Origin of the sequence: Planotetraspora thailandica (genome assembly GCF_016863335.1) — a bacterium.
In the GTDB taxonomy this organism is placed as follows: Bacteria; Actinomycetota; Actinomycetes; order Streptosporangiales; family Streptosporangiaceae; genus Planotetraspora; species Planotetraspora thailandica.
In genome coordinates this window covers 19761-41317 of sequence record NZ_BOOR01000084.1, presented here as the reverse complement: position 1 = coordinate 41317, position 21557 = coordinate 19761, and the positions used below count along the sequence as shown (strand labels likewise).

Annotated in this window: 17 protein-coding genes; 6 read left to right on the top strand and 11 right to left on the bottom strand. The window is 69.4% G+C overall.

Annotation, left to right across the window (positions count from 1 at the left end):
* The first annotated feature begins 201 nt into the window (after positions 1-201).
* Both Pth03_RS38535 and Pth03_RS38530 read left to right on the top strand, forming a co-directional pair.
* A complete protein-coding gene (locus tag Pth03_RS38535; RefSeq protein WP_203949452.1) occupies positions 202-1344 on the top strand; it encodes an AI-2E family transporter in 1143 nt (380 codons plus the stop codon).
* A gap of 51 nt (positions 1345-1395) precedes the next feature.
* Complete coding sequence (locus Pth03_RS38530; RefSeq protein WP_203949451.1) at positions 1396-1806, top strand: hypothetical protein; 411 nt, start codon at positions 1396-1398, stop codon at positions 1804-1806.
* A 7-nt stretch (positions 1807-1813) separates the two neighbouring features.
* Here Pth03_RS38530 and Pth03_RS38525 read toward each other — a convergent pair whose 3' ends face one another.
* The 5 genes from Pth03_RS38525 to Pth03_RS38505 form a co-directional block, all read right to left on the bottom strand.
* Positions 1814-3145, bottom strand: coding sequence for a hypothetical protein (locus Pth03_RS38525; RefSeq protein ID WP_203949450.1), 1332 nt, complete (start codon positions 3143-3145; stop codon positions 1814-1816).
* A gap of 275 nt (positions 3146-3420) precedes the next feature.
* On the bottom strand, positions 3421-5001 hold the full coding sequence (locus tag Pth03_RS38520; protein ID WP_239119704.1) for a cellulose binding domain-containing protein: 1581 nt from the start codon (positions 4999-5001) through the stop codon (positions 3421-3423).
* A gap of 23 nt (positions 5002-5024) precedes the next feature.
* On the bottom strand, positions 5025-6605 hold the full coding sequence (locus tag Pth03_RS38515) for a chitinase (RefSeq protein WP_239119703.1): 1581 nt from the start codon (positions 6603-6605) through the stop codon (positions 5025-5027).
* A gap of 309 nt (positions 6606-6914) precedes the next feature.
* Positions 6915-8342: a carbohydrate binding domain-containing protein gene (locus Pth03_RS38510; RefSeq protein ID WP_203949449.1), complete on the bottom strand. Its 1428-nt coding sequence runs from the start codon at positions 8340-8342 to the stop codon at positions 6915-6917.
* Between the two features lie 4 nt (positions 8343-8346).
* A complete protein-coding gene (locus Pth03_RS38505) occupies positions 8347-9687 on the bottom strand; it encodes a cellulose binding domain-containing protein (RefSeq protein ID WP_203949448.1) in 1341 nt (446 codons plus the stop codon).
* Between the two features lie 406 nt (positions 9688-10093).
* Here Pth03_RS38505 and Pth03_RS38500 point away from each other — a divergent pair, with 406 nt between their 5' ends.
* Complete coding sequence (locus tag Pth03_RS38500; protein WP_203949447.1) at positions 10094-11038, top strand: ATP-binding cassette domain-containing protein; 945 nt, start codon at positions 10094-10096, stop codon at positions 11036-11038.
* Positions 11035-11802, top strand: coding sequence for an ABC transporter permease (locus Pth03_RS38495; protein ID WP_203949446.1), 768 nt, complete (start codon positions 11035-11037; stop codon positions 11800-11802). Before Pth03_RS38500 ends, Pth03_RS38495 begins: the two co-directional genes overlap by 4 nt.
* An 11-nt stretch (positions 11803-11813) precedes the next feature.
* Here Pth03_RS38495 and Pth03_RS38490 read toward each other — a convergent pair whose 3' ends face one another.
* The 5 genes from Pth03_RS38490 to Pth03_RS38470 form a co-directional block, all read right to left on the bottom strand.
* Positions 11814-14969: an AfsR/SARP family transcriptional regulator gene (locus Pth03_RS38490; protein WP_203949445.1), complete on the bottom strand. Its 3156-nt coding sequence runs from the start codon at positions 14967-14969 to the stop codon at positions 11814-11816.
* 44 nt (positions 14970-15013) lie between these two features.
* Complete coding sequence (hemC, locus tag Pth03_RS38485; RefSeq protein WP_203949444.1) at positions 15014-16006, bottom strand: hydroxymethylbilane synthase; 993 nt, start codon at positions 16004-16006, stop codon at positions 15014-15016.
* Between the two features lie 189 nt (positions 16007-16195).
* Positions 16196-16933: a siderophore-interacting protein gene (locus Pth03_RS38480; protein ID WP_203949443.1), complete on the bottom strand. Its 738-nt coding sequence runs from the start codon at positions 16931-16933 to the stop codon at positions 16196-16198.
* 54 nt (positions 16934-16987) lie between these two features.
* Positions 16988-17620, bottom strand: coding sequence for a hypothetical protein (locus Pth03_RS38475; RefSeq protein ID WP_203949456.1), 633 nt, complete (start codon positions 17618-17620; stop codon positions 16988-16990).
* The gene (locus Pth03_RS38470) at positions 17608-18996 is read right to left on the bottom strand and encodes a selenium-binding protein SBP56-related protein (RefSeq protein WP_203949442.1); all 1389 of its coding nucleotides are present in this window, start codon (positions 18994-18996) and stop codon (positions 17608-17610) included. The genes Pth03_RS38475 and Pth03_RS38470 overlap by 13 nt, the downstream gene beginning before the upstream one ends.
* A 121-nt stretch (positions 18997-19117) precedes the next feature.
* On the opposite strand from Pth03_RS38470, the gene leuE reads away from it, so the two are divergent.
* A complete protein-coding gene (leuE, locus tag Pth03_RS38465) occupies positions 19118-19777 on the top strand; it encodes a leucine efflux protein LeuE (protein ID WP_239119702.1) in 660 nt (219 codons plus the stop codon).
* 1 nt (position 19778) lies between these two features.
* On the opposite strand, the gene Pth03_RS38460 is transcribed toward leuE, so the two are convergent.
* A complete protein-coding gene (locus Pth03_RS38460) occupies positions 19779-20621 on the bottom strand; it encodes an LLM class F420-dependent oxidoreductase (RefSeq protein ID WP_239119701.1) in 843 nt (280 codons plus the stop codon).
* 268 nt (positions 20622-20889) lie between these two features.
* Here Pth03_RS38460 and Pth03_RS38455 point away from each other — a divergent pair, with 268 nt between their 5' ends.
* A complete protein-coding gene (locus Pth03_RS38455; RefSeq protein ID WP_203949440.1) occupies positions 20890-21534 on the top strand; it encodes a VC0807 family protein in 645 nt (214 codons plus the stop codon).
* Positions 21535-21557: the final 23 nt, after the last annotated feature.

Sequence of the window (21557 nt, the reverse complement as noted above, 5' to 3'; positions counted from 1 at the left end):
TTCACGAAGTCACGCCGGGCTTGGGACGCGTACACCATCCATGCCGTCAGCCGACCGATCCGTCCGGCCCGACCATCACCTCGACGAGCGGCCCGTGGCAGGTCTGCCGTACGGGGTGGGCAGACTAGGACGTGCAGTCGACCGTCCCATGCTTGATCTGTTTGTCGGATCTTTCCTTTGAGAAGGGGTAGAAACGAGATCGTGACCTCACAGCGCATCCCTCGCGCGCTTGTCGCATTGCTCGGCACGGCCGCCGCTGTGGTCACGTTGGCCGGCATCCAGGCCGTCGGATCCATCGTCGGGCCTGTGGTCCTCGCGCTCACCCTCGTCGTCGCCGTGTCCCCGTTGCGCGGCTGGCTTTCGCGTCATCGGGCTCCCGTGTGGGTGCAGGTCGCCGTGCCCCTCGCCGTCGTCTTGCTCGTCCTGGCCAGCATGGTCGCGATCCTTTCTCTCGCGGCGGCCCAGCTGGCGATCCTTGCGCCCACGTACTCGACGCAGTTCTCCTCGATGGTCTCCGACCTGCAGCATTGGGCTGCCGGGCTGGGCTACGGCAGCGAACAGCTCAACAAGGCGTTGTCCTCGTTCGACCCAGGCAAGATGATCGAGGTCGCACAGGGTGTGCTCAGCGGGCTGCTCGGAGTACTGTCGAGCCTGTTCCTGATCGTGGTGCTGCTGCTCGCGATGAGCCTCGACGCTCCCGTGTTCTCCCGGATCGTCGACGCGGCCGCCGCCGAGCGGCCGGAGCTTGCCAGAGCACTGAGCTCGTTCGCGTTCCGTACCCGCCGCTACCTGATCGTCTCAACGATCTTCGGATTGATCTGCTCCGCGCTCGACGTCATGGTGCTGGCCATTCTGGCCGTGCCCCTCCCCCTTTTGTGGGGGGTGCTGGCGCTGATCACCAACTACATCCCGAACATCGGGTTCATTCTCGGGCTCGTTCCGCCCGCGCTTCTCGGACTGCTCGAAGGCGGCCCCAGGACGATGATCCTGGTGATCGTCGCCTACATCGCGATCAACGTGGTGATCCAGTCGTTCGTGCAGCCGAAGTTCCTGGGCGACGCGGTGGGGTTGTCGACCACGGCGACGTTCCTCTCGCTGATCGTCTGGGCCTGGGTGCTCGGCCCGGTGGGCGCTCTGCTCGCGATTCCGCTCAGCCTTCTCGTTCGCGCGCTGCTCGTCGACAGCAATCCGGACAGCAAGTGGATCGCAGCTCTCATCTCCGGAGAGCTCCCGGGCTCCTCTACCAAGAAGTCCGCCCCGAAACCCGCCCGGGATCCGGCCCCGGAACCCGCCGAAAGCGTCGTCACGGCTCCCCCATCGCCATCGCCGAAACCAGGCGCATAGCGGGACATCCAATGGATGTGCGCCAGCCGTACCACGCGTAATGTCGGGAACATGCGGCGATGGGACATCGACGAGCGCCAGACCGGCATCGCCGACGGGTCGGCGATGGATCCGCAGGTCCAGCGACTGCTCGACGCGATGAAGCGCGACGGCTGGGTCACCGAGGAACCTGAGGCGCACCTGCTTCCGCATCTACGGCGCGCCTGCGGCTCCGAGTGGCTCCTGCTCGGCGAGCGGCTCCTCGACGACGGCGTCTACGAGGTGACGATCTCGCTGGCGGGCGACCAGGAGGGCGTGCACATCCACCGCGACGCGATCCGGCTCCTGTCGGCGATCGCCGAGCCCGCCTTCTTCGTACGGCAGAGCGAGCCCGGCGTGTTCGACTGTGTAACCGGTGTGCTGGACGGCGACCCTCCCGGCTTCAAGAGCCACGGCCACCTGGTGAGGCTGATCGTCAGATAGGTCTCGGTCAGGAAGCGCCCACACGCGCCGGAGGCGCGGTGACCGGCACGCCCTCGATGCCTGTGCCCTTCCGCCTCGCCCACGGCATGGCCGCGATGATCAGCGGGAAGACGATGATCGAGCTCATCGCCCAGGGTGAGTGCAGCTCTCCCCACTCCTGTCCGGAGAACTGCGTGAGCACGAGATAGCCCGTCGCCGCCCACGCCGAGCAGCCGATGATCGTGGGCCAGGCCCACCGCGTCGGCCGGGCGACGAGGAACGGCATGAACCACATCAGGTACTGCGCGCCCAGACGAGGCGTGAAGATCATGAAGGCCAGAACGATCGCGGTCGTCACATCGATGGGATCGGCCTTGCGCCACCAGATCAGACACGCGGCGATCGCGAGGTAGATCATGTACTGGCCGATCTTCAGCGCGACGGGGTTGAGCACCCAGTCGCCGCCGTTGAGCAGGGCCGTCCATCCCCAGTCTCCGGTGATGGGGCGCACGTCGCCGGGCCGCAGACCGATCGTGTTGAGGATCTCGGGCAACTTGCCCCACGGCGTGAAGCCGGCGATGGGCAGGCTGAGCAGGAACGCGATCGGCGGGATGCCGGCGGCGATCAGAGAGATCAGCCGGGAGCGCGGCCCGGGAAGCAGCAGGAGCATGCCGGGGATGAGGATGACGGGCCAGCTCTTCGCGCACAGGGCCATGCCCATCAGCAGGCCGGCCCAGACGGCTCTGGCCGTAGCCGTCCTGTCGTCGTCGAGCGGGTGCGTGAACCGGCGGAGCAGATCACCGGGGCGCCGCCACGGCAGCGGAGCCGACGGCCGCCAGCCGTCCGGGCCGCGGGCCACGACGAAGGCCGCGACGCCGAACACCAGGGAGACTGGCTCGACCTGGCCGTGCACTGACGCCACGAGGATCGCGAGCGGGTTGCACGCGTACTGGAAGGCGCGGAGCTTCTGGGCGGAGCCGCCGGCCAGCTTGCCGACCAGCGGGATCAGCACGATGTCGGAGACGACGGTGACGAGCCTGCCGCCGACCTCCCAGGGGATGCCGAGGCCGAGGAGCAGGCCGTACACGTAGGGGATGGTGGGGAGGAAGTGCCATCCGCCGTTGCTGCCCAGCACGGGGTCGTGATGGTGGAGGATGGCTTCGCCCGCGGGCTTGAAACTGTTGACGAAGTCGACCGGCTGCCAGGAGTCCTTGGCCGACAGCACAAGGATCAGCACGCGGAAACCCACGCCGATGGCGAGAGTGACGCCGAGTGAGGGCTTCCAGCCCTTCCATTGCGCGACGATGGCGAGCGCGACACCGATGATGAGAACGATGCCCGTCGGGATTGCGTAGTCCATGACGCTGCCAAGCCTGCCCGACAAACAGGCAAAGAGGCGACCCGCCAGCGGAATTCTTACCCGAGCGTCACCGACGGTGACCAATCGCTATTGTATTGTTACCCAACGTAACAAATGGGAGACTTCGATGAAGATTCGACTGTGGATCACGCTTGGCATCGCGACGTTCGTGGGCATGTTGATCGGCCTGCTGGCCCCGACGAGAAGCGGCGGCCGGCGCGACGGGTAGGGGGGATTCCGTCGCGCCGGCCGCCGGGTCATAGGCGGGCCGCAGGTCAGAAGCCGGCGGTGACGCGGGTGAAGTCCCAGTCGTTCTGAGCGATGCCACTGCAGTTCGACACGACGCCGCCGCCCGGGCAGCCCCGGTCGCGGTTGACCGACCAGAAGGCGAGCCTGCCGAGTCCCTTCGACTTGGCGTAGTCGCGGATCTGCGTCCAGGTCGCGAGCGACGTCAACTCCTGCTGGTCGGACAGGCCGTTCATGCCGGAGATGCCCATGTGCGCGTACGCCTGGGCGTCGGTCCAGCCCCAGGCGGACTTCAGGGCGTTCTTCAGACCCTCGGCCGCGTTCACGGTGTTCTGGTACATGTTCGCGCCGCCGCCGAAGTCGAACGGCATGATCGTGTAGTTGTCCACGTTGACGCCGAGCGCCTTCGACTGGTTGATCAGCCGCGTGCCGTAGTAGGTCGGGCCCGTGGTGCTCGTACCGAACGTGATGACGACCTTGGTGTTCGGGTTGTTCTGCTTGATGATCTTCAGGCCGCCGAGGATGCGGTCCTGGACGGCCTCGTTCTCGAACTCGTCGCTGTTCTCGATGTCGAAGTCGACCGCGGCCGGGTTGTAGGCGTTGATGACCTGCTGGACCGCCGCCGCGAACGCGGACGACGACGAGCAGTTGGGCCCGAGCTTGTTGCCCGAGTAACCGCCGAAGGAGATCTGCACGTTGCCGCCGGCGGCCTTGATCTGCGAGATCGCCGCTGCGTCGGCGCCGCCGATCAGGGGGCGTGAGCTGTCCCACGCGGGTGTGCACCCGCCGCCGGAGAGCATGAACGCCATGGTGAAGGCCTTGACGCCGGTGGCGTTCATGACCGTGGCCGGGTTCGGCGGGTTGCCCCAGCCCTCATAGAGGTAGGGCGCGCCGGGCATCTTCGTGCCGCCGGTCGGGCAGCCCGTCGTGGTCGCGGTCACCGGGCCGCTCGCGGCCGACTCGCCCTGCCCGTTGTACGCCTTGACCGTGTAGGTGTGGGTGGTGCAGGCACCGAGGCCGGAGATCGTGGCGCTCGTTCCGGTGACGGTCGCCCGGACGGCAGTGCCCTCATAGACGCGGTAGCCGGTGACCGTGCCGCTCGACGACCCCCAGGAGAGCGATATCGACGTGCCGGCGGTGCCGCTGACCGTCGGGTTGCCCGGTGTGCCGGGCGCACCCGACGGCGGCGGCGTCGACCCGCCGCCGCACGAGGCGCCGTTGAACGTGCAGTTCAGCGGTGTGGCGCTCGCCCCGCCCGGGCTGCCGTTGAACCCGAAGCTCGCGGTACCGCCCGCCGGGATGGTGCCGTTCCAGCCGAGGTTGGTGAAGGTGAAGTGCTGGCCGTTCCTGGTCAGGGAGGCGTCCCAGACGGAGCCGACCGCGGCGCCCGCGGGCAGGTCGAACTCCACCCGCCAACTGTTGATCGCCGACGATGTCCCGTTGGTGATCACGTACTTGCCTTCGAACCCGGTGCCCCAGTCCTGGGTCTTGGTGAACACCGCCGTGGCGGAGGCTCCGTACGCGGGGGTGACGGTGATGACGCCGCCGGTGACGGCGAGCGCCACGGCGGCCGCGACCGTCCTCAGGCGCGCGCTCCAGGGGAGTTTCATGGTTCCTCGCAAGGTGGGGGGTGTCAGCCGAGCGTGTTCAGGTACGCCCGGTGGTTGCGGGAGAACTCGAAGCCGTTGTACTTGTCCCAGTTGATCGACCAGGTCATCAGGCCGCGCAGGCCGGAGAAGACCCCGTGCGGGCGGTAACCGCCGCAGCCGGTGCCCTTGGCCAGGCAGCCGAAGGCGCTCTGGACGGCGGAGACCGTGGTGAAGCCGTTTCCGGCGTACGGCGCGGCGGGCAGCCCTATGGCCACCTGGTCGGGGCGCAGTGCGGGGAAGGTCGCTCCGCCGGCCACGGGGAAGCCGGTGAGCAGCATGTCGGTCATCGCGACGTGGAAGTCGGCCACGCCCATCGTGTGGTACTGGTTGTCCAGGCCCATGATCGGCCCGGAGTTGTAGTCCTGCACGTGGAGCAGGGTGAGGTCGTTTCGCAGGGCGTGGATGACCGGCAGGTAGGCGCCCGAACGGGGGTCGGCCGAGCCGTTCGGGCCGGGGCCGTAGAACTGGTAGCCGAGTTGGACGAAGAACGTCTCCGGCGCCATGGTGAGGACGAACGCCGAGCCGTACTTGGCCTTGAGCGACCGGATCGCCGAGATCAGGTTGACGATCACGGGCGTGGTGGGGTTGCGGAAGTCGGTGTCGCCCTGGTTGAGGGACAAGGAGTGGCCCTCGAAGTCGATGTCGAGACCGTCCAGGCCGTACTTGTCGATGATCGCGCCGACCGACTGGACGAACTTGTCCCGCGCGGCGGTGGTGGTCAGCTGCACCTGGCCGTTCTGGCCGCCGATGGAGATGAGGACCTTCTTGCCCGCCGCCTGCTTGGCCCGGATCCCCGCGATGAATTCGGCGTCGCTTTCGACGTTGGGGCATTCGGTGGCCGGGCACCGATTGAACCTGATGTCGCCGGAGGTGACGGAGGTCGGCTCACCGAAGGCGAGGTCGATGATGTCCCAGTCGTTTGGCACATCCGCCATCCGGATATATCCGGATCCGTTGGCGAATGATGCGTGCAGGTAGCCCACCAGCAGGCGCTTGCCGTTCGACGGAGACGGCGTCGGAGTCGGGGTGGGCGTGGGGGTCGCGGTCGGCGTCGGAGTCGGCGTGGGACTCGGCGACGGCGTCGTGCCGCCGGGGCCGTCGAGCACGATGTCGTCGGCGTAGTAGGTGCCCTGGCCGTACCAGCCGTTGACGTAGACCGTCACGCTGGTGGTCGACGGGCCGGTGGTGAACGACGTGGTCAGCTGCTTCCACGTTGCGCCCGGCGTGCCCCAGGTCTGCGGGTCGGTCCCTCCGGTGCCGGTCGCGCCGAGGAACACGTAGTTGCCCTGGACCCAGGACGACAGGGTGTATTTGGTCGACGGCTGCACGGTGATCGTCTGCTGGCAGCGGGCGTAGTCGCTGCCGGCCGGGGTGGCGGACAGGGCCCTCGTGCCGCCGTGGACGGGAGTGGAGACCGCCGCCGCGGTCGAGGCGCAGGTCCATCCGGACAGGCCGGACTCGAACCCGGCGTTGGTGAGGATGTTGGCCGCGGAGGCGGTGCCGCCCCAGAGGGCTGTGGCGCCCAGGACGAGCGCGGCCGCGGCTGCCCATTTACGAACGAGCAATGTGACTCACTTTCCGGTCGACGGCCCGGCCCCCAACCCCCTTGCCGTGATCATGCAGAAGTTCGGTGATCATGCTGCCGAGCTGGAAGTTCGCGACTCGTGATCATGCAGAAATTCGGCACCGACCCCGCCGACCTGGGCACTCGCCATTCGTGATCATGCACTCGTGCCGGTTGTGCATGATCACGAACGACGTCTCCGCAGGTCGTACGGCCTGCCGTCGAACTTCTGCATGATCACGGTTTGCGTTTTCGCAGGTCGGGACGGCTTTCGCCGAACTTCTGCATGATCACGCGCAAGGGGGCGGGGTCAGCCGGTGAAGGACTTGAAAATGTTGGTGAACTCGTAGGCGGACTGGGCCACGCCGCTGCAGGTGGGCGAGAGGGTGCCGTTCGGGCAGCCGCCGTTGTCACGGCCGACCGACCAGAACCCGATCCGGCCCACATGGTTGGTCTGCGCGTACGAGAGCACCTTGCGGGCGTCGGCCTGGAAGGTGGTCTGGCCCGTGTCGTTCTTGCCGATCATCGGGGTGAGCCCCAGCAGCCGCTTGATCTGCGCGTCGGTCTTCGACGGCCAGATCTGCTTCATCTGCGTCACGGTCGCGGCGGCCGCGGAGACCATCGCGTCGCCCCAGTTCCCCGAGAACCCGAAGTCCATCAGCATCGGGTTGACCATGACGTTGAGGCCCTTGGCCGCGGCGTCCTGGAGGATCTGCACCGAGAACGGGTCGACCCCGTAGTCCTGGCCCTGCACCCGCAGCGTGTAGCTGATCGTGGTGCCGCGCTCGGTCTGGAGCTGCTTGAGCGCGGTGTTGACCTTGTTGACGTCGATGGAGGCCTCGACGTCGACGTCCAGGTAGTTGGTGCCGACGGTGTCGAGGACCTTCTTGTACGCCGCCAGCAGGGCGGCCGAACTGCTACAGGTGTGCTCGAGGTAGGGCCCCACGGCTCCACCGGTGGCGACGATCACCTGGCCGCCCTTGGCCTGCAAGCCCTTGACGTCGTTGACGATGCGGGCGTCGTTGATCGGGATGGTGCCGCCCCAGGCGGGGTTGCAGCCGGTGCTGTCGCCGAGCGCGAACGCCAGCGTGTAGTTCTTCACGCCCGTCGCGTTGTACGCGCTGACCAGCGAGGGAGTCGTCATCGTGATGTCGACGTACGGCGCGAAGGTGATGGAGCCCGGGTTCGGCGGCGGCCCGGTCGGTGTGGGCGTCGGCGTGGGGGTCGGCGTGGGAGTGGGTGTGGGCGTCGGCGGCACGGTACCCGGGCCGTCGAAGACGACGTCGTCGGCGTAGTAGGTGCCCTGGCCGTACCAGCCGTTGACGTAGACCGTCACGCTGGTGGTGGACGCCCCGGTGGTGAACGAGGTGGACAGCTGAGCCCAGTTCGCGCCCGGCGCCGCCCACGTCTCGGAGCTCACGCCGTTGCCGGTCGCCCCGAGGAAGACGTAGTTGCCACGCACCCAGGACGACAAGGTGTATTTCGTCGACGGCTGCACGGTGATCGTCTGCTGGCAGCGGGCGTAGTCGCTGCCGGCAGGGGTGGCCGCCAGGGCCTTCGTGCCGCCGTGCACGGGACTCGAGACGGCCTGCGCTCCGGACGACGGCGAACACGACCAGCCGGACAGGCCCGACTCGAATCCCGGGTTGGCCGCGATGTTGGCGGCGTAGGCCGGGGCGGTGAGGAGGCCCACGAGTGCGACGGACGCCACGGCGCCCAGGGTGATCAGTTTCTTCATGGCGTCATCCCGTGTACGAAGCGAAGATCTTGGAGAACTCGTAGGGCGACTGGGCGATGTTCGTACACATGTAGAGGGCGCCGTTGCAGGCGTTGCGGTCCCGGGTGGCCTCCCAGAAGGCGAGCAGGCCGAGGTGCTTGCCCTTGGCGAAGGTGACGAGCTGGCGGGCGTCGTCCTGGTTGTAGATGCGCCCGTCGTCGTTTTGGCCGAGCATCGGGGTGACGCCGACCATGCGCCACACCTGGGCGTCGGTCAGGCTGGGGTAGAGGGTCTTGAGCTGGGAGAAGGTGTTGTTGGCCGCCTGGATCGCCGCGTCGCCGTAGTCGACGGACTGGTAGTAGTCCATCGCCATGACGTTGACGGCGTCGAGCTTGACCCCCGCGTCGCGGGCCGACCTGACGACGTTCAGCCCGTCGGCGGTGAGGCCGTTCGGCAGCACCGGCAGGGTGAGGGAGATCTTGAGGTTGGGGTGCGCCTGCTGGAGCCGGGCGAGCGCCTGCGACCTGCGGGCGACCGACGCCGGCTCGGCCGTGGCGGAGCCCTCGATGTCGAGGTCGATGTAGTTCAGGCCGTACGCGTTGACCACGGCGTTGTACTCGTTGAACAGCGCGGTGACGTCCGTGCAGGCCTGGGCGAGCTCGATGCCGGTCGCGCCGCCGAAGGAGACCTTCACGTCTCCCCCGCCGGCCCTGATCGCGTCGATCTGGTCCTTGCCCCACTGCTGTCTCGGGTCGTACGCGTTGAACCACATGGCCTTGCAATTCGACGCGGTGATGAAGGCGAGGGTGAAGTTCTTCAGCCCGGAGGCCGAGGCCATCGCGGTCAGGCTGGGAGTCGGCCACGACCCCATGTCGACGTACGGCGCGGTCCTGAGGTTGCCCGGGGACGGCGGCGTCGTGGGCGTCACGGTCGGCGTCGGGGTCGGTGTGGGCGTCGGCGTGGGGGTCGGATTCGATCCGCCGCCGCATGACGCGCCGTTCAGCTTGCAGTTGGCGGGCACTCCGTTGCCGGTGCTCACCCAGCCGAATACCGCGGAGGCGCCGGGTGCCAGCGTGCCGTTGTAGTCGCGGTTCCTGAACGTGTAGTGGTCGCCCGACTTCGTCAGGAGCGCGTCCCAGTAGGACCCGACCGACGACCCCGCCGGGAGGTCGAACTCGACGGTCCAGCCGGAGAGGGTGGACGTCCCGGTGTTCGTGACCGTGTATCTGGCCTGGTAGGCGGAGCCCCAGTCGGAGTCCTTGGAGAAGACGGCCGTGGCGGTGGCGGCCTGGGCGGGGAGCGCGATGAGGGCCAGCGTCACCGCGGCCACCGCGGCGAGCACGCGCCAGACGATCTTGATGTGCATGTCACAACCTCTGGGGGGTGGGGGGTGGGAGGTCATGGGATCCGTACGGCCGGCGCCTCACGGAGGCGGCCGATGTTGACGGCGCCGGCCGTACGGCGCTCTGGGGGCGTGACAGACGCGATTGACAGTTTCTTTTAGGAAAGTTTCCTAAGAGTTGATCGGATAGTAGTCCGGCGGCAGGCCCCCGGCAAGGCCCAATCCGCACGGATTCCACACGAAGTTGACGGCGCAGTCAGAATCGGCCGCGCTCACGGGATGGTGCCGCCGCCCGAGCCCCGCGAACAAGGGGCATCACCTTAAACAAGCCTTATCTCCAGCTCAATCGGCTCCACCCCGGTCATGCGTGCCAGCCCGGTGCCAGCCCCGTGCCAGCCCCGTGCCAGCCCGTACGGCGACGCTTCCCGGCATGAACCACTCGATCGAAGCCGATGGCCTCGTCAAGAGGTACGGCGGCAAGACCGCTCTGGACGGGGTGGACCTGGCGGCTCGGGCCGGCTCGGTCCTGGCCGTGCTCGGGCCCAACGGCGCGGGCAAGACGACGGCGGTGCGCGTCCTGGCCACGCTCGTCGCCCCGGACGGCGGGCACGCCAGAGTCGGCGGTCACGACGTCGTGCGGGAACCGGCCAAGGTGCGCGAGCTGATCGGCCTGACCGGCCAGTACGCGTCGGTCGACGAGAAGCTGACCGGCAGGCAGAACCTCGTGATGATGGGCCGTCTGCTCGGCATGAACCGGGCCGCCGCCCGCGCGAAGGCGGACGACCTCCTTGACAGGTTCGGCCTGCGGGAGGCCGCGGGACGCCCGGCGGGCGCCTACTCGGGTGGCATGCGCCGCCGGCTCGACCTCGCAGTGAGCCTGGTCGCCGAGCCGTCGATCATCTTCATGGACGAACCGACCACGGGCCTGGATCCGCAGGTGCGCGCCGAGTTGTGGACCATCGTCCGCGAGCACATCGCCCGCGGCGCGACCGTGCTCCTGACCACGCAATATCTGGAAGAGGCCGATCAGCTCGCCGACGAGATCGTGCTCATCGACCACGGCCACGTGGGCGCGAGGGGCACGCCCGACCAGTTGAAGGCCCGCGCCGGGGACAGGCGCCTGGAGATCCGGCCCGAGCACGACGCGGACAAGGCCGAACGCATCCTCGCCGAGGTCACCGGTCTCGCCCCGCATCACGCCGGAAACGGGCTGATCAGCGTGCCGGTCCTCGACCCGGCCGTGCCGTCCGCCGTCTTCCGCCGGCTCGACGAGGCGGGCGTCGTCCTCACCGAGCACGCGCTGCGGCGGCCCACGCTCGACGAGGCGTTCCTCGCGCTCGTGTCGGCTCCCCAAGCAGGAAGGACGTCGTCGTGACCGCGCGGAACAACGCCCTCACCCAGGGCATGACGCTGACCTGGCGAAGCCTCGTGCCGCTCAGGAATCAGCCTGGGGAACTGGTCCAGCTGCTCCTCCAGCCCATCTTCATGATCGTGATCTTCGTCGTCGTCTTCGGGGCGATGACGGGCGACCAGGGCGGCGCCGTCCAGCACCTGCTGCCCGGGGTGCTCACGCAGGTGGCGCTCACGCAGACGATCAGTACCGGTCTGAAGCTCGCCGAAGACATCGGCAACGGCGTGTTCGACCGGTTCAAGAGCATGCCGATCGCCCGATCCGCTCCTCTCATCGGCCGCATCCTCGCCGACACGTGCACCATGACCCTGACGGTCGCGGTCGCACTCGCCGTAGGCGCCGTGGTCGGCTTCCGGATCCGCACGTCCCCCCTGGAGGCCCTGGCGGGAGTGGCGCTGCTGCTGACCTTCACGCTGGCCCTCGGCTGGGTGTCGGCGTGGCTCGGCCTGCGGGCCAAGTCGGCGGCCTCGATGCAGGGGCTGGCCACCGCCGTGCTGCTTCCACTCACGTTCGGGAGCACCGCGCTCATCCCCGCCGCGAACCTGCCGGGCGTGCTGCGGTGGTGGTCGACGCTCAACCCGGTGTCGCACCTGGCCGATTCCATGCGCGCGTTGTTCACCGGTGGGCCTGCGGGGGCGCACATCTGGATCACGCTGGGCTGGGCCGCCGCGATCACCGCGTGCTTCGTGCCGCTCGCCGTACGCGCTTATTCGAAGCGCATCCGGTGAAGCCGGACGGCTCACGCCGACGCGAGCTCGCCGATCTCCTCGCGCGACAGGGCCCGGCCCCGCGCGTACGCCTCGGCGAAGGCGGAGCCCAGCTCCGCCCGGGCCGACTCCATCGCGGCGACGGCGTCGGCGTCGGCGTGCCAGCCGTCGTTGACGGCGTCGGCCGCTCCGAACAGGACGGCCGACCGCTCGGCCTCGTCCGCCGCCAGTGCGACCATGGCGGTGGCCGCGATGAGCAGGGCGAGGATCGGCACGTCCGGATGGGTGCCGAGCGCCCGGATCGCGGCCCGGAACTGGAGACGGGAGCCGTCGAGGTCGCCCTTCTCCAGCAGGGCCCTGCCGTACCCGCCTCGCGCCATCGCGATCTGTTGCGGAATCGTCAGGCCGTCCAGCCTGGCCATGACGTCCTCGTAGGCTGCCAGGGCCGCGTCGAGCCTCCCGCCGCGGCGAGCGACCTCGGCCTCTGCCGTCCTGAGCTGGATCAGCGTGTACGCCGGCATGTCACCGGACAGTCTGGCCCTGGCCAGGGCCAGGTCGGCCAACGCGCCGTCGAAGTCGCCGGCCTGCGTGCGCAGCAGCGCCAGCCGGGTCAGCGCCGAGGCCGTGTCCTCCGGGCTCATCCACTCCCCGGTGAGCGCGATGATCTCTTCCACCAGTTCGGACGGCAGGTCGCCGCGTGTGGCGCGGAGGGTGGCGAGCGCGAGCAGCGCCTCGCTCAGGCCGCGGCGGTCTCCCAGGGCCCGAAACCCCGCCACGGCGCCCTCGATGTCGCGCCAGGCGTCGTCGGCCAGGCCGAGCGAGCTGCCGCGGATCATCAGGGCCGAGGCGGCCAGCCACGGATCGTCCGACGCGGTGTAGTCGCTGAGAAGGTCGGTGGCGCGCTCGGTCTGTCCGGAGACGGCCGCCATGACCACCCGCACGATCAGCAGCATCGGGTGGATCGGCCCCTCCCGGAGGGCCGCCTCGATCAGGTCGTTCATCTCGCGGAACATCGTCTCGATGTGCTCACGGTCGGCCATCGCGTGACCCAGCTGAGTGGCGCCCAGGCCGAAGCGGCAGGCCGCGTAGTGGCGCAGCAGACCCGCCGGCGGATGGGCGCCGACGAGTTCCACGACTCGGCCGGCCCAGACGGCCGCCTCGCTCCGGTAGCCGCGCATCCACCAGAACCAGCTCAGCTCGCCGCACATCCGCAGGGCGATCTCCACCTCACCCGAGTCGATCGCCCAGCGGAGCGCCGCGTGCAGGTTGTCCTGCTCGGCGCCGAGCCGGGCGATCCACTCGAGCTGCTCGGCCGTGCGCAGGTGCGGTTCCGCCTCCTCAGCGAGGGCGAGGAAGCGCCGGGCGTGCCGCCGGTGGAGCTCCGCGGACTCCCCCGCTTCGGCCAGCCGTTCCGCCGCGTAGGCCCGGATGGTCTCCAGCATGCGATAACGCCCGTCGTCGGTCATCTCGACCAGCGACTTGTCGACGAGGGACGGCAGCACCTCAAGCACGTCGCCACTGCAGACGGCTTCCGCGTCGTCCAGCGTCGCGCCGCCGGCGAAGACGGCGAGGCGTCTGGCCAGGGCCGCCTCGCTGGATGTGAGCAGGTCCCAGCTCCACTCGACCACCGCGCGCAGCGTGCGGTGCCGCGGCAGCGCCGTACGGCTGCCGCCCGTGAGCAGCCGGAACCGGTCGCCGAGCCGGGCCGCGAGCTGGTCGGGACTGAGCGCGCGCAGCCGCGCGGCGGCCAGCTCGATCGCCAGCGGCATGCCGTCCAGGCGGCGGCAGATCGTGACGGCGGCGTGCACGTTGCCGTCGTCGAGCACGAAGCCGGGGCGTGCTGCGGCGGCGCGGTCGGCGAGCAGCCGGACGGCCGGATGGTTCAGCGCGTCGGCGGCCGCGGCCCCTTCGGGCGGCAGTCCGAGGGGAGGGATCGGGGCCAGCGTCTCCCCTGGGACGCCGAGCGGCTCCCGGCTGGTCGCGAGCACGGTGACGCCGGGGCAGTCGCGCACCAGCCGGTCGGCGAGGGCGGCGGCCGCCTCGATCACGTGCTCGCAGTTGTCGAGCACGAGCAGGAGGGCACGGCCCGCGAGCGAGCCGACGAGATGCTCCATCGGGTCCCGCGCCGCGGGAGCCGCCTGACCGGGAAGGGGGCCCGCCACGTCGGCGATGCCGAGCGCGCCGAGCACGGCGTGGGGCACGTCGGCGGCGCCGGCGACCGGGGCGAGCTCGACCAGCCGGGCGCCTTCGGACCCGTCACGGGTCGCGACCGCGACGCGCAGGGCGGTTTCGACGGCGAGTCTTGTCTTGCCCGCTCCTCCGGGTCCGACGATCGTCACCAGACGCGAACGCTCCAGGAGGGCTCCGACGTGCGCGACCTCCTCCTCCCTGCCCACGAAGGAGGTGAGCGGCGCCCGGGGCGTCGAGGCCCGGCCCGGAACGCGAGCGGACGCAGGCGGTGCAGCGGGCGGTGCGGAGATCTCTCCCCGCAGCACCGCGAGATGGGCCTCGCGAAGCTCGGGGCCCGGGTCGACGCCGAGTTCGTCGGCGAGGGCCTGCCGGGACTTCTCGAACAGGGCGAGCGCCTCGGCCTGCCTGCCGCCGCGTGCCAGGGCGCGGATCGCGAGGGCGCAGAGCCTTTCGCGCAGCGGGTGGGCCGCTGCCTCGGCGGACAGGTCGATCGCGCGCCCGAGGGCGAGACACGCCTCGGCCCTGTCCTCGACCGCGGCCAGGCGCTGCACTTCGAGGGCGGCGGCGACGTTCGCCAGGTAGTCCACGCCGGTCAGGTCGGCGAGCGCGGGCCCGCGCCACAGGGCCAGGGCTTCGCCGAGCATGCCGGCGGCCGCATCCCCGGAGAGCCCGGTGGCGGCCTCGCACCCGCGGGTGAACCGATGGGCGTCGACGTGCATGGGGTCGAGGTCGAGCACGTAGCCGCCCGACCGCCAGGTGACCGAGGCCGCAGGTCCGAGGGCGGCACGTAACCGTTTGACCAGCGTCTGCAACGCGTTGGCCGCCGTCGCGGGCGGCTCTTCGCCCCACAAGACGTCCACGAGACGGTCGGCCGTGACCGGCCGGCCGGCCTGCAGGGCGAGCACCGCGAGCAGCGCCCGCACTCGTGGGCCGGCGACGGCTATCTCCTCGCCGTCGTCACCCGTGACCTCCAAAGCCCCCAGAAGGCTGACCCGCATATCCGACATATTGCCCGATATCGGCGCCCGGTAGATCGCCGTCGTCATGACCTGCCGGTGGCGTCGATGAGTTTCATCGCACCCTGGTGCAGCAGGTCGGCGGCCACGCGAGCGCCGAGGATGGCGGGGTCGCCCAGGTCGCCCCAGGCATGAGAGCGGACGAACGCGCTGCCGTCCTGGTTGAACACCATCCCGAACATGGCCATCTGCCCGTCCGGGGTGGTGGTGGCGTAGCCCGCGATCGGGCTGTTGCAGTGGCCGCGCAGCATGTGAAGCATGGTCCGCTCCGCGAGGATGTGCGCGGCCGTCGAAGGATGGTTGAGCTGGTTGACGAGCTGCATCACCGGGGCGTCCGCGACGCGGGCATGGACGCCGACGACGCCGGCCCCGACCGGAGGCACCATGCTGAGAGTGCTTTTGTCGCCTTGGAACTCCACCGGCAGGACCTCCTGGTGCTCGTCGACGGCCCCGATGCGCTGCAGGCCGACACGCGCCAGGACCAGGCCCGCGTACGGACTGTCTTTGGCGTGCAGCTTGTCCAGGCGCGCGTCGACGTTGCCCCTGATCCGCTTCGTCCGCAGATCAGGCCGGTAGGCGGTGATCTGCGCGGCACGCCGCACAGCGCTCGTCCCGATGACGGACCCTGGCGGCAGGTCGGCCAGCGGTGTCCCGTCGCGAGTCACCAAGACGTCATGAACGTCCTCGCGCTCGAGGTAGGCCCCGAACGCCGTGCCTTCTGGGAGGGGCACGTCGCCGGGTACGTCCTTCATGCAGTGCACGGCCACGTCGATTTGGCCGCCGACGAGCGCCTCGTCGATCTGCTTGGAGAAGGCGGCCTTCCCACCGATGACCGACAGATCGCCTCCCCAGTGGTCGCTGGTGACCTGGATCTTCACCAGCTCGATCCGGATGCCCGGCGCGGCCTTGCCGAGGAGCGTTGCTACGCGTTCGGCGAGGATCGTGGCCATGACGGAGGTCCGGACACCGATCCGGAGTGGGCTCTCGGCGAAGCGCTCCGCGAACACGACGTTGGTCATGAGGACGTTTCTCCTGGTTGCGCCGGTATGGTCTGACGTCGATCAGCAGGCGCCAGTGCCGACCATCATCGCGGCGAGAGCCCTTGCCCTCTTGCGAGGGCGTCCGGCGATGGGGTCCGCAAGAACTCTCGCTCGGCCGCCACCATGGCGGCCAGCGGTGGATCGCCGTCGTGAGGACCTGCGCCCCGGTCAGTCCAGGCCCCGCTTGCCCGGGGTCCAGAACGGCTTGGTGAGCACACTTCTGCGCGGCCAGCCGCGTTCGGCCACCAGGTGACGCCGCACGATCTGGATGGTCCGCGCCTCACCCGCCAGATAGGCGACTCCGGGCACCGGCGGCAGGTCGAGCTTGCCGACCGCCTCCAGGAGAGTCTGCGACCGCTCGGCGGACCCCGTACGCTCCACGCGGGTCAGTGCGCGTGGCAGCGGCAGATGGTCGCGCGCGTCGCCGGCCTCGACGACGCCGTGGACGGGGGTGCCCTCCGGGATCGTCCCGAGCATCGCGCCGAAGGCGACCGAGGCGGTCTCCTCGCCGGCGAACAGGTGGTAGGGCGCGCCGTGCCGTACGACGAAGTCGCCCTGGGGCTTGGAGAAGGTGACCTCCTGCCCGGCGGCGGCTGAGCGGGCCCACACGGAGCCGGGAGAGTCTCCGCCGTGGTCGAAGACGACCAGGTCGAGGGTGCCGGCGTCGGGGTCGGCCGCCCAGATCGAATAGGTGCGCAGCACGTCGCCCACCGCGCCCTTCAGCCATGTGCCGACGGCGAACAGGTCGTTGACGTGCACCCTCACCTGCTGGCCCGGCGTATGGGCGATGCCTTTCAGTGCGGGTCCCGCGATCTGGACGCGGCGCATCCGGGGCGTCAGCTGCTGGACGTCTTCGACGACGCCCGTGAGGAAGAGAAGGGAGCGCAGCGCTCGGGCGGTGGCCATGGCCGTGAGCCTAACGAGATATATCGCATGTCGCATCCTTCCGGAGGAGGACGTTCACCAGGCGGTGGCGAGGGTGATCGCCCCTGCTGCCACGAGCGCGAACGCCCACATCCGGTCGAGGTTGAACCACGCCCGGCGCAGGATCGTGAGCCCCGCGAACTCGTAGACGACGAGCGCGACCACCGTGGCCGTGACGAACATGGCCAGGGTGTGCACACCCGCGACGACCATGCCGCCGGTCAGGGCGCCCCCGCCGTGGTGATGCGCCCCGGCCGCCTCCGTAGCGGCGGGGAGATGCGTGAGGACCGGCAGCAGCATGAGGCCGGCGCCGTGCACCGACGACATGAGGAACGACCAGGCGGCCAGTTGCGGGAGCGACACCCGCATCCCCACCCAGCGGAAATGCCGCTTGGCGAGCAGGTGGTAGAGCCCGAAGCCGACGAGCAGCACGCCGGAGGCGATGCTGAGCACCGTGCTGGTGACCAGCGAACCGGTGATGCTGACGACGACCACCACCATGGCCACCGACGCGAGATGCCCGAACGCGATCACCGGCAGGGACTGCAGCAGCAGGTCGCGGCTGCGCTCCTGCAGTCCCCTGGCGACCGCGAAGAGCCACCCCATGGACGGATTGATCCCATGGAAGGCCCCGAGCAGGATCACCGCGGTGAGCGTCACGGATAGCAGTAGGAGTCGGAGGAGGCGTCGCCGCCCTGCAGCCGGGTCTGGTGCGGGCGGAGCCCCCGGAAGGCGTCGCCGTGCGGGAAGAACCGCTCGTCGAGGGTGAACGAGGCGGTGTCCACCTTCGCCATCCACGCGCCCACGCCGTCGGGATAGAACTGGTCGTCCCAGGAGCCGTACAAGGAATTCGTCACGTACACACGATTCCCATCCCTGCTGACCTCCACCATCTGCGGTCCGCCGGCCAGCCGCTCGGACGGCGCGGCGGGGTGGGCCGAGCGCCGCACGACGCCGCCGAGCCGGACGGAGCCGGTCTCGACGGGCGTGAACGGGTCGGACACGTCGAACTGCTTCAGCTCGCCCGTGCCCCAGCACGAGACGTAGAGGTGCTTGTCGTCCACGGACAGGTCGATGTCGGTGACCAGCGGCGGCACGGCGCCGAAGGGCTTGAGCACGTCGGGCAGGTCATCGGCCGCGGCGGGCTCGGCCGGGATGTCGACGACCTTGCGCACGGCCCAGCGAGAGCCCTCCTGGTACCACACCCAGATCGAGGCGGACAGGTCCTCGACGCTGGTGACCACTCCGGCGAAGCCGTACTTCTTCGTGGGGTCGTGCGCCGGTCGCAACTCCAGGACCATCTGGTACTGGTCGCCGAGGTCGAGTTCCTGCACGTGCCTGCGCCTGCGCAGGTCCCAGAAGTGCAGCCGGTGGCCGTACTTGCGGCCGAGCAGCAGTTCGCCCACCACGCCGTCCTCGATCATGGAGGGGGTACCCCACTCCGAGGTGACCATGACGTCGTGGTTGATGTGCCACCAGAAGTCGTAGGCGAGATATTGCGGCCCGCGATCGACCTCCCACCGGCCGAGCACCTCGAACGACGTGTGGTCGAGGACGGCGATGCCGCCGGGGCCCTCCTCGCCGTAGCCGCCGAGCGCCGACACGTACAGGCCCTCGGGGCCGCAGTGCACGGTGTGCGGCCGGGAGTAGCCCGCGCGCTTGCCCAGCTCCTCGGCCTCGATCACCTTCACGAGCTCGGGACTGATCCGGTCCTTGGTGTCGTAGACGTAGATCCGGGACGAGCGCAGCCCCGGGACGATCAGGTAGCGCCGTTCGACGTGGGGATGCGGCGCGTAGGGGCACAGCGCGCTGCTGCACGCGTTCCACCCGAAGTGATGGAGCTCGTCCCCGGTGTACGGAAGGTCGGTCCAGCCCACCACCTCGCCGTAGGAGCCGGACGCGGGATCGGTGTCCAGCACGGCGAGCGCGTCGGGTTTCTGGGCGGAGCGGTCGAAGGCGGCGACGTAGGCCAGCTTCTCCGCGGGGGCCGCGGCGGCGTCGCGCGGAGACGGATAGAACGTGGGATCCGGCTTCCAGAGCGTCATGCGCTCAGAATCTTTCCTAATTTCCCACCGGGTCAATAGGCATTTCCATTGCCTCACCCGTCGAGACCGATCCCAGAAGAGCGCTATATCGTCCCATGTACCAATTTTGAGGAGCAGAAAAGTGTTCTTCGGGATCACCAACCTCTGGGCCTACGTCGTCGGCACGTTCCTGATCATCCTCCTGCCGGGCCCCAACTCCCTGTTCGTGCTGTCCACCGCCGCCCAGCGGGGTGTGCGGCGCGGCTACCAGGCCGCCTGCGGCGTCTTCCTCGGCGACTCGGTGCTGATGTTCCTGTCGGCCGCCGGGGTCGCCTCACTGCTCAAGTCGACCCCGATCCTGTTCTCCGTGGTCAAGTACTCCGGGGCGGCCTACCTCGCGTGGATCGGCTTCGGCATGCTGCGCTCGGCCTGGAAGTCGTGGCGCACGCCGGCGACGGCGGCCGCCGAGCCCGGGACCCCGGCCCCGCCGCCCCGGCAGGCGAACCCGTTCCGCAAGGCGCTCAGCATCAGCCTGCTGAACCCGAAGGCGATCTTGTTCTTCGTGGCGTTCTTCGTGCAGTTCGTCGACCCGTCGTACGGCGCGCCCGCGTTGTCGTTCGTGATCCTCGCGCTGATCGCGCAGGCGTTCAGCTTCTGCTACCTCAGCACGCTGATCTTCGGCGGCACCTATCTGGCCGGCCAGTTCCGCCGTCGCCGCAGGCTCTCGGCCACACTGACATCAGGGGTGGGCGCCCTCTTCCTCGGCTTCGGGGCCAAGCTCGCGACCGCCACCCTGAACTGACTCACTCCCCGCGCGCCTCGGCCAGCGCCGTCTCGAAGGCGTCCATCGCCCGCTGGACCCGGTCGAGGCCCGAGGTGGGCAGGTACGTCATCACCCGGCTGACCCCGGCCTTCTCGCATGCCTCGATGACGCGCGGGTCGGCGGGCATCGAATTCATCATGACCTGGACCTGCCTGCCCCCGTCCTCCGCCCTGCGGAAGAGCTCCGGCACCCGCTCAAGGACGCCCGGCCCGTAGTTGGGCATCCACACGTCACCGTAGGAGAGCACGCGGTCGAGCACCTTCGGGCCGCCGCCGCCGACGAGCACGGGCAGCGGGCGCTGCGCGGGCTTGGGCCACGACCACAACGGCGGGAACGACACGAACTCGCCGTGGTACTCGGCCTCGTCGTGTGTCCAGATCTCCCGCATCGCCTGGATGTGCTCTTTCATCATGGCGAAACGGCGCCGGGGGTCGACGCCGTGGTCGCGCATCTCCGGCTCGTTCCACCCCGCACCCACGCCGAACTCGAAACGCCCGCCCGTCAGGTGGTCGACGCTCGCCACCGTCTTGGCCAGGCCGATCGGCTCATGCTGGGCCACCAGGCAGATGCCCGTCCCGACACGCAGTTTCGTGGTGGCCAGTCCCGCCGCCATCGCCGACGCGAAGGGGTCGTAGGTGTGCCAGTACTTGTACGGCAGGTCGCCGCCCCCCTCGGACTTCACCCGGGTGCCCGGCTCGGGCACCGGGATGTGCGTGTGCTCGGGGAAGAGGAGCGCCACGTGCCCCCGTTCTTCGACCATGCGGGCGAGCGCGGCGGGGCCGACGGCGTAGTGGGTCGCGAAGTAGCCGAATCCTGATTCCACCCGGTCAAATTAACAGCGTCTTTCCGCCTGGCCCGGAGGCGCTCTGTGACGGAACGCAAAGCCCTTTCCATCACCCGTCACCGGCTCCAGAACGCCATGCCGTACGGGCATGGGAGAGGGGTGGCGGGCCCCTCCGGAAGGGCACAGGATCATGAGGGGGTCGGGTACGGTAGGCCACCGGTAAAGGCCCGCCCGTGTGTTTCCGGCAACGGCCACGGGTAGGTGCAGGCTCTGTCGTCGGTCCCGCGCGCCGGCCCGTTGGAGTGTCATGAACCACACGCCTTTCGTCCCGCCCCGGCTCACCGCGCTGCTCAGACAGGCGGTGCCCCGGCTCCTCGAAGGCGTGGTCGCTCCGCTGGCCGTGTTCTACGCGGCGCTCGCGCTGCTCGGCCTGACCGGCGCACTCACGGCGGCGGTCTCGTGGGTGTATCTCGGGGTGCTGTGGCGTCTCGTGCGTCGCCGGCCCGTGCCCGGGACGATGATCCTCGCCGCGATCGCCATCACCGTCAGGGCCGCGGTGGGCCTGTGGACCGGAAGCGCGGTCGTCTACTTCATCCAGCCAGAACTCGGCACGATCTGCATCAGCATGGCCTTCCTCGCATCGGTGCGGCTGCGCCGTCCACTGGTGCAGAAGCTCACGCTCGACTACATCCACCTGCCGTCGGTCGTGTTGCGGCACGAGCGGGTCCGCAGGTTCTTCGCGCGCATCACCTTGTTGTGGGCGTTCGTGCTGCTCATGAACTCGACGGTCAGCATCTGGCTGCTTCTCCACCAGTCGATCGGGACCTACCTGCTCGTCCGCACCGCCGCCGTCGCCGCCATCAGCGGCCTCGCCTTCGTCGGCTCAGCCTGGGCGTTCCGCCGGTTGCTCCAGCGCCTGCACGCCGACACGCCTGCTTCCGCGCCCGTGTGACCGCCGGCCACCCGGGCGCGGCC